Raw genomic sequence first — 14,576 nt, 5'->3', positions numbered from 1 at the left:
CCTCAGGCGGCGTCGCGCCGGCGAGGCGATGCCACCACGATACGGTCGCGTCCTTCTTCCTTTGCGCGCAGCAGCGCGGCATCGGCGGTCAGGATCAGCGACTGCGCCGGGCCGTGCCAGGGATAGACTGCCAGCCCCATCGAGACGGTGACCGGCCCGAGCGAGACGCCCTCGTGGACGAGTGCCAGTTCCCCGATACGTTCCTTGATGAGGGCGGCGCGGGCCATCGCCTGCTGTTCGTCGAAGCCCGGCATAAGCATCAGGAACTCCTCGCCGCCGTAGCGGAACGTTAGCCCCTCATCGCGCATCACGCCGCCGAAGACGCCCGCTACCGCGCGGATTACGAGGTCTCCGGCATCGTGGCCGAAGCGGTCGTTGAGACTCTTGAAGCGGTCGATGTCCATCATCAGGCAGCCCAGCGGCAGGCCCGACGTTTCCGCGCCGAGGACCAGCTTGCGCAGTTTCTCGTCAAGATCGTGCCGGTTGCGCAGGCCGGTCAGGGAATCGAACAGGGCCTTTTCGTGCAGCGCCTCGCGAAGGTTCAGGTTGGCGAGAGCGAGGCCGATGGTTTCCGACATCAGTTCGATGTAGGCGCTGGTCGATTCGTCCGGGCCATGCGCGGCAATCTGGTTTTCAAGGACGAGCAGGCCGATCGTCTCGCCCTGTGCGGTGAGGGGTACGCAGGTCGTCGCCTGGGTGGCTTCGGACGCGACATGGCCGCAGGGCACGTCGACCATTTCGCCGCCGGGGCTGTGAATCTGCCCTCGGCGCAGCGCCCAGCAGCCGTCCGGGCCGAACGCCGCGTCGGTGCCGCGTGGGCCCTGCCATTCGGCTGCGCAAACCATCAGGTCGATGCGGCTGTCGAGGATGTAGAGCCGCCCTGCGAGGTCCGGCGCGATACGCGGCGCGAAAAGGCGAACGACGGTGAACAGGTCGCCGACGGATTCGCAGCCCTGCAGGCGCTGGGTCATGCGGGCTAACATTTCACGCACCTGCCAGTCGGCGTCGCGCTGGCGTTCCAGTTTCTGGCGCACCAGTCCGTTTTCGCGGAAGATGCGGATTGCGTGGGCCATGTCGCCGATTTCGTCGACCTGCGAGAATAGCGGCGTTTCCACCGCATAGTCCTGATCGGCAAGGCGGTTGATCACGTCGCTCAGGGTGACCACGGGCCGCAGGATGCGGTACTTGAGGATGAAGCCGAGGACGAAAAGGAACAGGATCGCGGTGATTGCCACCATGATTTCGGATACCGTCCGAAGCCGCTGGGAGGCGAAGCTGGCGTCCTCTATGGCGCGGTCCGAGCGCTGATCCAGCACGTAGCGGAAGTGGCCGAGACGGGAGCGGACGCGTTCCAGTTCGCGTTCGTATTCCGGCCCGAAAACCAGAGCGCGCGCACGTTCGCCCTCCCCGGCGCGCTTCGCTGCCATGGCGGCCTGCTGCTCGTCTTCCAGACCCTTGGCGAGGTGCAGGCCTTCGTGCAGGGAGTTAAGCTCTTCGTCGCCGGCACCGTTATCGCGCAGCTTGCCGACCCGTTCCTCTACCGAGCCCAGCCTGGCAAGCGTCTGCTGGTAGACGGCGGCATGGGCGGGATCTGCCGAGATGGCGAAAAGACGCGCCCGGTCGGACAGTTGCGATAGGTCGTTCTCGACCTCGAAGGTCAGTTCGTCGAAGACGTTGCGCTGCTTGACGGCGGCGCGCTCCACCCGGTCGGCGCTGGAGGCCAGGACCATGGTAATTCCGGCCGCGATGGTCAGACAGACCGTCGTTGCATAAGCCCAGTTCGTAATCGTCGCGATCCGCATCACCGGACCATGACGCAGCATGGTTACTTTTTCGTGCGCATCGCGGCGAAAACCTGTGGATTCGTCAGCATGATCCTGACAGCAGGGTGCCTCAGGCCAGGGCCCATTGCCCCAGCGTGACATAGTCGATCTTGCCCGTGCCCAGAACCGGCAGCGCCTCGATGCAGCGGATGTCGCGCGGGACCATCAGTTCGGTCACGCCGTTGCCGCGTGCCCATTCCTGCAGGGCCTTCGGATCGGGCGAGGGGGCAGTGGTGAAAAGGATCAACTGTTCGCCCTTCTTCGCGTCGGGCCGGGTGACGACGGCATGTTCCGCGCCGGGCCAGACGGCAGCGGCATAGCCTTCCACCGCCGGCAGCGAGACCATTTCGCCGCCGATCTTGGCAAAGCGCTTGGCGCGGCCCCGGATGGTAACGAAGCCGTCATCATCCATGGTGACGATGTCCCCCGTATCGTGCCACCCGCTTTCGGGAGGCTGGAGCTGCCCCGGATCGCTCGCCAGCAGATAACCGGCCATGACGTTGGGGCCGCGGATATGCAGGCGCCCGCCTTCGGTGATGCCGGGCACGGTATCGAGGCGCGCATCGATCGCCGGCAGCAGGCGGCCGACGGTTCCGGCCTTGAAATGCATCGGCGTGTTGACTGCGATCACCGGCGCCGCTTCGGTGGCGCCGTAACCTTCAAGGATGCGCAGACCGAACTTCTCCGCATAGACCTTGCGGGTTTCGTCACGCACCCGCTCGGCACCCGCGAAGATGTACCGCAACGAATAGAAGTCGTAGCCATGGGCCATGCGCGCATATCCGGCAAGGAATGTGTCGGTGCCGAACATGATCGTGGCATTGGCATCGTAGGCGAGCGCGGGCACAATCCGGTAATGCAGCGGACTGGGGTAGAGCACCGTCCGGATGCCATTCAGGAGCGGCAACAGGGTGCCCCCGGTCAGGCCGAAACTGTGGAACACCGGCAGGGCGTTCAGCACCACGTCGCTGGCGTTGAAGTCGATCCGGGCGGCAAGCTGCGCGCAGTTCGACAGCAGGTTGCGGTGGGTGAGGACGACGCCCTTGGGCGTGCCCTCCGAGCCGCTGGTGAAGAGGATCACTGCCGGCGCATCGGGTGAAATGCCCAGGCGGCGGTGGCGCCCCGCGATCCGCCTTCGCAGCAGTGCGGTGCGCAGCTTGGCGCCTGCGGTGATGGTGGCGGCGACATCCTCGAGATAGACGACGCTGATGCCGCCGCTTTCCAGCGCGGCGATCACATCGTCCAGCTTAGCCTGTTCCACGAAGGCGCGGGCGGTGATGATGGCGCGGATCTGTGCGGTTGCACAGGCCGATTTGAGGTTGGCGAGGCCAGCGGTGAAGTTCAGCATCGCGGCGACCCGGCCTTGGGCTTGAAGCGCGAAGAAGGCCACGGCCACGCCATTCACATTGGGCAGCAGCACACCGACGTTTTCGCCCTGCACAGTGGACCGGGACAACTTGCCGCCCAGCAAGTGCGCGGCGATCAGCAGGCGGTCGTATGTAAGCGGCACGCGCTTCACATCCTCGACGATGCCCACTTTGCCGCCATGGATGTCGCGTGCCTCGCATAGCGCTTCGAACAGGGTGCGGTGCGTGTCTGTAGTGTCGAAGATCATGGCGCTCATCTCGTCGTAGAGACGGCGACCGGCGATTGCGCGGCGCTGACGGGCGCTCATCTCGCCGCCATGTTCGTCGGCGATGGAGAAACGGCGCTGTGGCAGCACGGTCAGCGTGATCTTGGGGAACCAGCGTTGGCGCACTTTGCCCTTGAGGTAGGAGAAAGGCGTGCGCTGCGGTCCGTCGAGGCGCAGGGGGACGATCGGGGCGTTGGCCTTGTCGGCCACCATGCCGGGGCCGTCGAACACCTTCATAAGCGCGCCGGTGACGGTGATCCGTCCTTCGGGGAAGATCACCAGGGTGCGCCCCTCGCGCACGGCCTTGACCATTGCCTTGGCGGCCATCGGGTTGGTCGGGTCGACCGGGAAGGCCTCGAACAGCCCCAGGAAGGGTTTCACCCACCATGCCCTGGCGATGTGGGTGTTGATCGCGAAAGTCGGCTTGCCGGGCAGGAACGCGCCAAGCAGCACGCCGTCGAGCAGGCTGAGGTGATTGACCACGACCACCGCGCTTTCGCCGGGGCCGGGCATATTGTCCATGCCGGATACCTCCACGCGGTAGAGCGCCTTGAGGATGGCGCGGATCACCCATTTGAACAGGGTTTCGGGCAGCAGCCAGATACTGACGAACGCGACGATAAGCGAAGCGAAGCCCAGCGCGCCAATCAGGCCGGGCACGTCCATGCCAGAAGCCAGCAGCCCGGTGATCGCCAGCACGGCGACCACGGTCACGGCAGCGTTGACGATGTTATTCGCGGCGATGATGCGCGAACGTTCCTCCGGCAGGCTCTCGATCTGGAGGATCGCATAGAGGGGGACGATGAACATGCCGCCGGCAAAAGCAATGACGGTGAGGTCAATCAGGATACGGATTGCGCCGGGCGTGGCGATGAACTGTTCCACCGAAGCGCCGGCGGTGCGGACGGAAAAGCCGCTGGTCGACAGCCACAGGTCGACCAGGCCGAGCGCCAGCGCCAGTGCCGAAACCGGCACATAGCGAGCCGAAACCTCGCCGCCGAGCAGCTTGTTCACCGTGATCGATCCGAATGCGATCGTGACGGAAAAGATCACCAGGAACAGTGTCGCCACTTCCTGCCGTGCCGCCAGGGTGCCGCTGACGAGCGGCGCGAATTCCGATACCAGCACTGCACCCGCCGCGAAGAACCAGCTGATGCCCAGAATCGAAAGCCAGACGCCGCGTCCATGGCGTGCGGTTTTCAGGATGCTCATCGTGCCGCGCCAGACGTTCCAGTCCACCGGGTGACCGCTTTTGAGCGGCGGGGCGGCGGGAATGGCGAGTGCGGCGATGTAGCCAATCAGCGCTACGCCCATGGCTGTAAGCCCCGCCTCCCAGGCCGGGATCACGCCCGCGAGCAACTGCCCGCCGAGGATCGCGAGGAAAGTGCCGGCTTCAATGAGGCCGGTGCCGCCCATGATCTCATGTTCGCGCAAGTGCTGCGGCAGGATCGAATACTTGACCGGGCCGAAGATCGTCGAGTGCAGACCCATCAGGAACAGCGCCGCCATCAGCGCCGGAATAGACTGGAACCAGAAACCTGCCAGTCCGATGCCCATGATCCCGACTTCGGCCAGCTTGATCCAGCGTACCAGTCGCGCCTTGTCGATGCGGTCCGCCAGTTGCCCCGCCAATGCCGAGAACAGGAAATAGGGCGCGATGAACAGCCCGGTTGCGAGTGCCGCCAGCAATTCCGCCTTGTCAGGCTCCGCCGCGAAGATGCCGAAGTTCGCGAGGAACAGCATGGCGAACTTCAGCAGGTTGTCGTTGAAGGCGCCCAGGAACTGGACGACGAACATCGGCGCGAAGCGGCGCTTGCCCAGCAGCGAAAGGTCAGGTGCAGACACGGATAGATCCCCCAATTGCGCCGATGACTAGCAGGCAATGGTTAAGCGAAGAGCGCGAAATCAGTCACGAAGGAAAAGCATCAGCCTTGTCGGCCAAAGGCACAGGCGTTTCGATTCGCTGGCCATCGCGAGATCGCATAAAAATATACGACGTTCAATTAAAGAATTACACGCCGTTCAATTTTAATTCGAAAGCTGACTGGGTAGGGGCGACGGGGAGATTGGTTCGACGGGAACAGGTCGACCGCTAGTCCGTCATCTTCCCGAACGGCAGCAGCTTGCGAGACAGGGCCGCAGCCGCCCCACCGTCATTGGTCCGCAGCGCGGGAAGGATGGCCAGCGCCGCGCGCTTCATGAGTGTGTCAAGGGGGGTGGGGGTCTGCCCTGTCGCCGCGGCTTCGGCCCAGCGGCGGGCCTGGACGACGTCGGTATCGTTCCGGCGGATTTGCATCATCGCGGCCAGTCCGGGGTAGAAGGCGCGGTCGCCGCCCAGCGCTACGGCGCGGGCCAGCGCGGCCTCGCCGACCTGGGCTTTTGCGCCGAGCGCGGTGCGCGCTATGAAGGCGCCCAACTGGTCGATGGCGTCGAGGTGCCAGCCGGCGATGACCATCTGCGCTTCGGGGTCGCGGGGGTTCTCGGCCGCCAGCCGTTCGAATATGCCGAGAGAAGTGCGTGCATCGGAGCGGCTGCGGGTGAGTTTGGCGCGGTAACCGATGGCGACCCCGCGCTGGAGCGTGGCTTCACGGTCACCCGGACGCGACGCCAATATCCTGTCGGAAGCGGTGATCGCCTGGCCGATCAATGCCAGGGCCCTGGGTTTGGTGGGGGCCTGAAAAGCGGCGATGGTCAGAAGTTCGCGCGGGGTCTGGGCCATCGCAGTGGCCGGGGCGGCGGCGAGCATCGCGCTCATCGCGAGCATCATCGGGCGGTACACAATTTCTCCTGCCGGATTGGAAAGGCAGGAAGATGGCCGATGATCCGGCCATAGGCCAGTGCTTATCGCTCTGCAGTGCACAAATGCCGAGGGGCGGTGATTGGCGCCCCGCGAGCTGCGGAGCGCCAGGTCACCTGAACGATCAGCCGTTCAGCTTGTCCTTGATCGCCTTGGCGGGCGCGAACGCCAGCTTCTTCGAAGCCTTGATGGTCATGGTCTCGCCGGTGGCGGGATTGCGGCCTTCACGCTCCGGGCTGTCCTTGATCTTGAACTTGCCGAAACCGTTGAGCGAGATTTCGTCGCCCTTTGCCGCCGCGTTGCCGATTGCGTCGAAAACGGCATCGACGATCTTGCGGGCGTCGGTCTTGGTGATGCCGGTGTCGGTGGCGATGACGTCGGCGAGATCGCTGTTGTTCATGATCGTTCTTCCTGTCGAATTGAGTTTATGGGAAACCACCCTGGCGGCTTGCGCAGGCGCCGCTACTTTCAGGCCATTACCGCTCACCAAGGGACTTCCGCGCTCAGGCATAACGCTCTTTCCCGGCTGGTCCAGCCCGTCTGAGCATCAAACTGGCTGAAAACGGTGCCCTTAGAGCGGTTTTCCCGAAGATTTGGCCCGGTCGAGGGCGTTTGAAGGGCGAATCACGCCCCCGTGACGGGCCCGAGGGGGCGGATGAACTCTGTGTCATCGCCCGGAAGCAATTGCCTAAAAACGTACTATATGGGGCAGCCAGGCCGGTCAGGGCAGCCGCTGGCGGCTGCTGCATGAAGGAGACGAACATGACGCTCAGCGGACGCGAACTGCGCTCGACCCTTGCCGAAGACGGCATCCTCACGATCTCGCTGGAAACCGTGGTGGTCGGCGATCCGGGGGACGATGAAGTCGTCGTGCGGGTCGAAGCGGCGCCGATCAACCCCAGCGATCTCGGCCTGCTGCTTGGTCCGGCAGACGTCTCTTCGCTGACGGTCGGGGCAGCTGGCGGCATCGCCTTTACCGTTCCGCAAGGCAGGCTGGCAGGTGCGCGCGGGCGGCTCGGCCAGTCCATGACGGTCGGCAACGAGGGGGCAGGCACGGTGGTCGCTGTCGGGCGGAACGTCGGCCATCTGGAAGGCAAGCGCGTCGGGATGATCGGCGGCGCGATGTATGCCGATTATCGCCGGATCGCCGCACGCGACGTGATCCAGCTGCCCGAAGGCGCAAGCGCGGCGGACGGGGCTTCTATGTTCGTGAATCCGCTCACCGCGCTCGGCTTCGTGGAAACGGCGCTGAGTGAGGGGCACAGGGCCATCGTCCATACCGCCGCCGCTTCCAATCTGGGGCAGATGCTACAGAAGATCTGCCTTGCCGACGGGATACCGCTGGTCAACATCGTGCGCTCGGAGCAGCAGGCGCAGCTCCTGCGCGAGATTGGTGCCTCCCACGTCATCAACAGCAAGGATGACGATTTCATCGCACAGCTGACTGACGCGCTGGAGCAGACCGGGGCGACAATCGCCTTCGATGCCATCGGTGGCGGCACACTGGGCAGCGATATCCTGCAGGCAATGGAGCGCGCGGCGATCCGTACCATGTCCGAATACAGCCGTTATGGATCGGACACCTTCAAGCAGCTCTATATCTACGGCGCCCTCGATACCGCGCCGACCGTACTGGACCGGCTGTCCTTCGGGTTTCAGTGGGGCACCGGCGGGTGGCTTCTGTTCCCGTTTCTGCGCAAGGCCGGGCAAGAGGTGGCGAGCCGGATGCGGGCGCGCGTGGTCGATGAACTCACCACGACCTTCGCCAGCCGCTACACGAAAGTCATCGGCCTTGCGCAGGCGCTGGGGCCGGACATGCTGCGAGCCTACGAACGCAAGGCGACGGGCGAGAAGTTCCTGATAGACCCGACCCAGGGCTGAGACGAGCATAAGATGGTAAACGAGACGGCGGCGCCTGCGCTTCTGAAGGACATTCTGGGGCCTGCCGCGTTAGCGGTCATTGCCGAAGCAGGGGTCTCCGCTTCGCCGCGCTTCGACCGGGCGGGGTTTCTGGAAGCTGCGACCGCCAGCCTGAGCGGTCTTTCGATCATGGAGCGGGTTAGGCATATCGCCGATGCGCTGGCTCCAGCGCTGCCGGACGACTATCCCGCGGCGCTGGACATCATACTCGCCATGGCGCCCGGGCTTACTCAAGGCTTTCAGGCTGTCGCGGTGACGGAATTCGTCGCCCGCCGGGGAAGGGAGCATTTCGATCTGTCGATGGCGGCGCTTGCGCAGCTCACCCGTTTTGGCACCGCCGAATTCGCAATCCGGCCCTTTCTGGCGGACGATTCTGCGCGGACGCTCGCCGTCATGCGGGAATGGACCGGGAGTACGGACGAACATCTCCGCCGTCTTGCCAGCGAAGGCAGCCGGCCGCGGCTTCCCTGGGGCGCGCGGGTGCCGGCGATCAAGGCCGATCCAACCCTTGCGGCGCACATTCTTGAGGCTCTCAGGGCGGACGGCAGCGTCTATGTCCGCAAATCGGTGGCCAATCATTTGAATGACATCGCCAAGGACCGCCCCGAGTGGTTGCTGGACCGGCTGGCGACCTGGCCGCAGGACGATGCCGGGACCAAGTGGATCGTGCGCCATGCCCTGCGCACGCTCATCAAGAAGGGCGATCCCGGCGCGCTGGCCTTGATCGGAGTGGCACACGGTGCAGACGTGGACGTGCGCCTTTTCGCGGCAACGCCTGCCAGAGTGGCCCTCGGCGGGGAAATCGCGATCGGGGCGCAAGTGGTGTCGACGTCTGCGCAGGCGCAAAAGCTGGTGGTCGATTACCGCATTCACTATGCCCGCGCAGGCGGCAAGACTGCTGCCAAGGTGTTCAAACTGAAGACCTTCGAACTGGCTGCCGGTGAGGCCGTCAGTCTTGGCATCCGTCAGACAATCCGGGATTTCACGACGCGGCGGCACCATCCCGGCGTCCATGCGCTGGATTTGCTGGTCAACGGGCAGACAATGGCGCGCAGCGAATTCCTGCTGCTGGAAAGCACCGCGCCGGACTAACCAGCGCTGGACCTTCAGACCGTTTCGACGTGAAGGCCCGGACGCCCTGCTTCCAGTGAGAAGCGGGCGATGTCGGTGATCCCCGAATCTTCGCGCAGGGCATCGGCAAGGCCGCGATAGGTCACGCTGCCGCCCCTGGCGTCTATGTCCAGCCGCCCATAGCCGCGCACGTAGCTTTCGGCGAAGGCGAGGCCGTTGGTAGCGGCGAGCCGTTTGAAGTCCGGATCGGGGCGCAGCGAGGTGATCGACCCGCCGACGAATTCGGCAGCGATCGGCGCGGCGTCCGGGCGGTCAGGGTCGCGGATGTCGGCGGCGGCGAAGGCGTGGATGTCGCCGCCCAGCGCCAGCGGATTGCTGGTGCCTGCCTGAACCCACCGGCGGAAGATGTGATCGCGCGCCGCCGGATAGCCCGACCAGTTGTCTGCCGAATAATGCGGCCCTTCGGACGGGTCCTTGGGGTCGACGACGACAGCCTGGCGCATCAGCGTTTGCTGGGCGAGGACGTTCCATTTGGCAGGGCTGCTGGCCAGTCGCTGGTCCAGCCAACGCTCCTGCTTTGCGCCCAGCATCGAGCGGCCGGGATCATTGAGGTCCGCGCAGTCGCCGATGACGCTGCGGTAGGGCTTGTGAGCTTCGATGAGGCCGGGGGGCTGGCAGGCATGGGGTCCGCGATACTGGCGGTCATCTACGATCTGCAACTGGGCGAGGGAGCCCCAGTCCAGCGTCCGGTAGATGCGCATGTCGGCGCCGCGCGGCGGGCGCACTCGCAAAGGCTGGTGCTCGTAATAGGCCTGATAGGCGGCGGCGCGGCGGCGCAGGAAGGCGACCGGATCGCCGTTGCCCTGATCGAGCGCGCCGGCATAGTCGTTGGCGACTTCGTGATCGTCCCAGGTCAGCGCCCAGGGTGCGGCATGATGGGCACTCTGCAACAGCGGGTCCAGTTTGTAGGTCGCATAGCGCACGCGGTAACCGGCAAGGTCCATCGGTTCAGGGTTGCGGTGCTGGCGTACCGCGTCCTTGTGGCTGGGCGCGCCTTCGTAGATGTAGTCGCCCAGAAACAGCACAAGGTCGGGGTCTTCGGCCACGACATGGCGCCAGGCGGCGTAGAAGCCGGCTTCGTACTTCTGGCAGGATGCGAAGCACAGGCGCAGGCGGTCCACGGCGGCGCCGGCTGCGGGGGCAGTCCGGGTGCGGCCGACCGGACTGGATTGGCCCGCCGCGATGAAGCGGTAGAAATACCAGCGGCCCGGTTGCAGGCCTTTGGCCTCGACATGGACGGCGTGGCCCCAGTGGGCTTCCGCGCGGGCGGTTCCGGTGCGCACGATGCGGACGAAGCGTTCGTCTTCCGCCACTTCCCAGCGTACGGGAACGGCGATGGGCGGCATCCCGCCGTCTCCCGCCAGCGGCTCGGGCGCAAGCCGGGTCCACAGGATCACGCTGTCCGCATCGGGATCGCCCGACGCCACGCCCAGCGAGAAAAGCCCCGCAGGCAGGGGCGTGGCACCGCGCGCGCCGATAGAGATAAGCGCCCCTGCGGCGGCGGCACCGCCGATCACGGTGCGGCGCGAGAATCGGGAAACAAGGGGCGAGCGCGGGAGGTCGGACAAGGACATGGTGGCGGCGCTATCAGGGCCGCTTGTTACTGAACCATGACAGAAATGCGTAAAACCTCTGCGGCGGTCAGCAGCGCCGACATGCTCGCTGCATCAGATCGGCCAACCGGCGCAGCGGTGGGCTGAATCCCAGAACATCCATTCGTAGCGCGTTGCATTGCGGAAGGCGGCGCTCATCGCGGCGCGGGTGGCTGTAGTTCCATTGGCAGCCGCTTCGTCGACAAGCGCGCGCACGCGGTCGGTCGCCGCGCCGAACGACGGATCGGCATAGGTATCGATCCATGGACCATAGGGGTTGGGCGATGAGGCACGCGGCTTGATGTCGCAGCCCACTTCCCAATAGACCCAGAAGCAGGGGAGAACGCCGGCGATCAGTTCTTCGTAGCTGCGCGTCGCTGCGAGACTGGCGAGATAGCTGGTATAGCCCAGACATTCGGGCGTGGCTTCAGCGGTGTGCGCCATATCGGGCGTGACGCCGAACTGCGCGAAGAAGGCCTGGTGCAGCGCCTCCTCGACCTGCACCGCGACTTTGGCACCGTCCGAAAATTCCAGCCGCCCTGCCGCCGTCGGCGCGCGGGCGGCTGCGATCGCCAGGACGCGGGCATATTCGGCAAGGTAGAGGCTATCCTGCACGATGTAGTGCCGGAAAGCCTCCGGCTTCAGCGTGCCGTCGGCCAGTTCACCAAGAAAAGGGTGGGCCAGGATCGACCGGCGCAGCGGGGCAACCTCTTCCCAGATCGTGTCGCAGAAGCTCATGGGGTCTGGTCCTTCGTTGGAAGCGGCATGCTGCGCTGGCGCCGGATCTGGCGGCCGGGCGTCGTCGGTGAAATTAGCCGGGAGTGTCTAGGAAACCGAGCCAGTCCGGTCAATCGCGGGCAGCTGCAGGCGCATTTCGTTCAACTGATTGGGCACGGTCGGCAGCAGGACATCACCCGCGCTGCAGACATGCTGCGCTACGTTCTTCGGCGTCTGGCATACTTATCGGATGCAGAGGCCCGCGAAGATGTCGCTGCCCAGCTTCCAGACGTTGCCGCTATCGCGCGACCAGTTGCGGGCGCCTTGGGCGCTTACGGAATATTGTTCGATATCCTGTCGGCGCGTTTCCCGGTCCGGGCTCAGAGGTGCGCAGGAAGAGAGCCTGCCTTCGCTTTCGAAGATGAGGCAGGCGCCCTGGCTGGACATGAACCCGCTCCGGTCGCGGCCTCCGAATGTGCGGCCGACGATCTCCACCACAGTCCCGAATTCGGTCATGCCGTTGGGGCCGGGCCGCGCGAAACTGCGGATACCAAGAATTTCCGTCGTCGTATGTGTACTGCTGTCCGGCGCTGTTTCCAGGCCGATATGGGTCCGCCATTCTTCGGATTGGTTGATCGTCGCCGCCACTTCGCTCGCCTGGGTCACGGCGGTTTCCATGGGAAGCAGGTCACCAGGGTTGCCCGCGAAGGCGGTCTGAGAAAAACTGAGGGCGGGTATCCGCAGCTTCGTGTCTTCCGGGATGCGATCCCAGGCGATCTGTTCCTCGGCATAGTGCAGGCCGTCGGTGGGGAAGATGCGGTGATAGCGGAACGCCTCCATCCAGGCATCGCGGATGCCGTCCTCGTCGACGGGGACCAGCCGGATGTCGGCTGAAATCACCGCGCGCAGGAACGTGAAGAAGCTGATATCGAAGGGGGGGCAGTAATCGAGCGCGCGGATCAGCATGGTCTGAAATATCCGGGCGGTCTTGCTCACCCGCTGCGCGATCTCGTCCGCCAGCGAGGGGGACAGCGCGCCGGGCGGGAGTATCCCGGTGCCGTTCGTCGCGATGTCCACCAGGCGGTCGATGCGCCGGTTGGCGACCACCCGGAACGCCTGATAGACGGCCTGGACCAGCACATTGCCAAGGTCGTGCGGTTCCTCGCCCACGGTGTCGTACATCAGGTCGCCCGAAAGCGGGCGCAGGGTATTGCCCAGCCCGGATGTCTTGGCGAAGGTGCGAGCCAGCGAATTGAGAATGTCCAGCGCGTCGATGTTGGCGCGTGCGTTCCTGATCTGCTCGGCGACGAGGTCGGCGTACCGGAAGCGCTGGAAGATCGCGATCAGATCGGCGAACGCCTCGTGAAAGGCCAGCACGTCGCGGTTGGTGGGGGTGACGAAATAGGGCTTCACCGCATCCAGCAAGGCGTGGGTCATCTCGTGCACGATCACGTCGTGGGACAATGCGGTGAACACCTGGCTGCCCGGTGCATAGCCCACCGCGTCCTGCTTGGCCTTGTAATACCCGAAGGATATCCGGGCTTCCTTGCGGTCGTACCAGGCCTGCGCTTCCTCCATCGCCCAGGGGTGGAGTTCGAAACGGCTACTGCGCTCCCACAGTTCGGTGCCGTCGTCGTTCGTGTCGACAGGACGCAGGCCCAGCGCGATCTCACGGCCAAGCGCGCGCCGGAAGGTGATGTAAAGGTCGGAGGCGACGGCATATACCATCTGGACGATGAAGCGTGGGTCCGACAGCGAAGGCGCATAGCCGCTATCGGCAAGGATGGCGGCGCTGTCCGGCTTCATGTCGAACATTTCGCGCAGCTTGGTCCAGGCATCGCCCTTCGGAAGTACAACGGCGAAACGTTCGCCGCGCAGGGCAGTGGCGGGGGGCGCCGTCACAGTCAGCGGTTCGAATGGGAGGGCGATGGTGACGATGCCGCCGCGCTGACTGCGTATCGACGTATCGGCCGCGTAGACCCGCATCGCGCGCATTGTGGGGTAGTCCCGCAGGTCGGGGCTGGGCCCCGCCGCTGCGGCCGGGGTCTGGCCGGGTGGGCAGGCCGGGCGGGGGCTGCGTACTTCGTGCAGTACCCGCGCCGATACGGTGACCTTGTCCGGCCCTTTCCCGGGCGGGGTGCTCATGAGAGGCCGCCGAACAGCGCCGATGCGGCGATGATATCGGAGCCTTCCAGCAGCGGTTTTTGGGGATCACCCTGCATTTCGCGGGCGATGGCTTCGAATGCGGCCTGCGCGCTCAAGGATGCGCCCTGACCCTGAAGGACGCGGGCGGCGGCGCGGGTGAACAGGCCCGATCCGTTTTCCTCCATTGCGGATTCGTTGGGAAGGCAGGCGCAGAAAGTGAGGTAGGGCAGTTCTGCGCCGTAGGTCGCCGCCGCCGCCCGCGCCGCGCCTTTCTCACGCTTGGGGGCGGCGGCATAGGCCTTGCGGGCTATTTCATCCGGCAGCGAGACGCTGCGCTTGCGGCGGCGGGATGTGTCGGCCAGCGCCATGCGGCTGGACCGACCGGAGTGGCAGAAATCGTGGAACCGCACGAGCTTCACGCCTTGAGGGACGGCCAACAGGGCAGGCCATTCATCATCGACGATGAGCCCACCGTCGCGCCAGTCGACGGCGACCAGCGCTTCGTCCAAGGTATCTGCGAACTGGTTGTCGGCGAGTTCGTCGCCGTCGACGTCCAGCACCTGCGACCCGTGCGAGGAGATGTGGATGAACACAGTGTCCCCCGCCCGGCTGCGCAGGAGCGTGCTCCTGATCGCGTCACGGATTTCCTCGGCATGGAGATCGACGAGGACTTTCGATTCGAAACCCTGGCCCCGGAAGGTTTCCGCCCAGGTGTTCGCATCGTTGATGCAGCCGAACAGTGCCATGCCATCGGGAAATGCGTTGTTGCCGATGCACAGCGCTATCTTCTGTGCGCCGACGCGGGCAGGGGCGGGAGC

10 protein-coding genes are annotated in these 14,576 nt (G+C 65.1%); 2 read left to right on the top strand and 8 right to left on the bottom strand.

The features are described from left to right. Positions 1-2 precede the first annotated feature (2 nt). From GVL61_RS12380 to GVL61_RS12365, 4 genes are all read right to left on the bottom strand, one after another. Positions 3-1,823 carry a diguanylate cyclase gene (locus GVL61_RS12380; RefSeq protein WP_235037661.1) on the bottom strand — a complete coding sequence of 607 codons (1,821 nt, stop codon included), beginning with the start codon at positions 1,821-1,823 and terminating at the stop codon, positions 3-5. Positions 1,824-1,893: 70 nt separating this feature from the next. Beyond that, positions 1,894-5,301, bottom strand: coding sequence for an acyl-[ACP]--phospholipid O-acyltransferase (locus tag GVL61_RS12375; protein ID WP_235037660.1), 3,408 nt, complete (start codon positions 5,299-5,301; stop codon positions 1,894-1,896). A gap of 247 nt (positions 5,302-5,548) precedes the next feature. After that, positions 5,549-6,223, bottom strand: coding sequence for a hypothetical protein (locus GVL61_RS12370; protein WP_159980644.1), 675 nt, complete (start codon positions 6,221-6,223; stop codon positions 5,549-5,551). A gap of 154 nt (positions 6,224-6,377) precedes the next feature. After that, a complete protein-coding gene (locus tag GVL61_RS12365) occupies positions 6,378-6,653 on the bottom strand; it encodes an HU family DNA-binding protein (protein ID WP_159980459.1) in 276 nt (91 codons plus the stop codon). Between the two features lie 362 nt (positions 6,654-7,015). On the opposite strand from GVL61_RS12365, the gene GVL61_RS12360 reads away from it, so the two are divergent. Both GVL61_RS12360 and GVL61_RS12355 read left to right on the top strand, forming a co-directional pair. Beyond that, a complete protein-coding gene (locus tag GVL61_RS12360) occupies positions 7,016-8,134 on the top strand; it encodes a zinc-binding dehydrogenase (RefSeq protein WP_159980457.1) in 1,119 nt (372 codons plus the stop codon). A gap of 12 nt (positions 8,135-8,146) precedes the next feature. Beyond that, positions 8,147-9,265 carry a DNA alkylation repair protein gene (locus GVL61_RS12355; protein WP_159980455.1) on the top strand — a complete coding sequence of 373 codons (1,119 nt, stop codon included), beginning with the start codon at positions 8,147-8,149 and terminating at the stop codon, positions 9,263-9,265. Between the two features lie 14 nt (positions 9,266-9,279). Here GVL61_RS12355 and GVL61_RS12350 read toward each other — a convergent pair whose 3' ends face one another. The 4 genes from GVL61_RS12350 to GVL61_RS12335 all read right to left on the bottom strand — a co-directional run. Beyond that, entirely contained in the window at positions 9,280-10,878 is a 1,599-nt protein-coding gene (locus GVL61_RS12350) for an alkaline phosphatase (RefSeq protein ID WP_159980453.1), read from the bottom strand. 93 nt (positions 10,879-10,971) lie between these two features. Beyond that, on the bottom strand, positions 10,972-11,634 hold the full coding sequence (tenA, locus tag GVL61_RS12345; RefSeq protein WP_159980451.1) for a thiaminase II: 663 nt from the start codon (positions 11,632-11,634) through the stop codon (positions 10,972-10,974). Between the two features lie 222 nt (positions 11,635-11,856). Further along, positions 11,857-13,758 (bottom strand): hypothetical protein, encoded by a 1,902-nt coding sequence (locus GVL61_RS12340; protein WP_159980449.1) that lies wholly within the window; start codon positions 13,756-13,758, stop codon positions 11,857-11,859. Further along, positions 13,755-14,576 (bottom strand): caspase family protein (locus GVL61_RS12335; protein ID WP_159980447.1); only part of this gene is annotated, 822 nt, incomplete at its 5' end. The genes GVL61_RS12335 and GVL61_RS12340, both read right to left, overlap by 4 nt.

It is taken from the genome of Novosphingobium sp. 18050 (genome assembly GCF_902706195.1).
GTDB lineage: Bacteria > Pseudomonadota > Alphaproteobacteria > Sphingomonadales > Sphingomonadaceae > Novosphingobium.
Note: the sequence above shows the minus strand (reverse complement) of the source record. Positions and strands in the feature narration are given on the sequence as shown.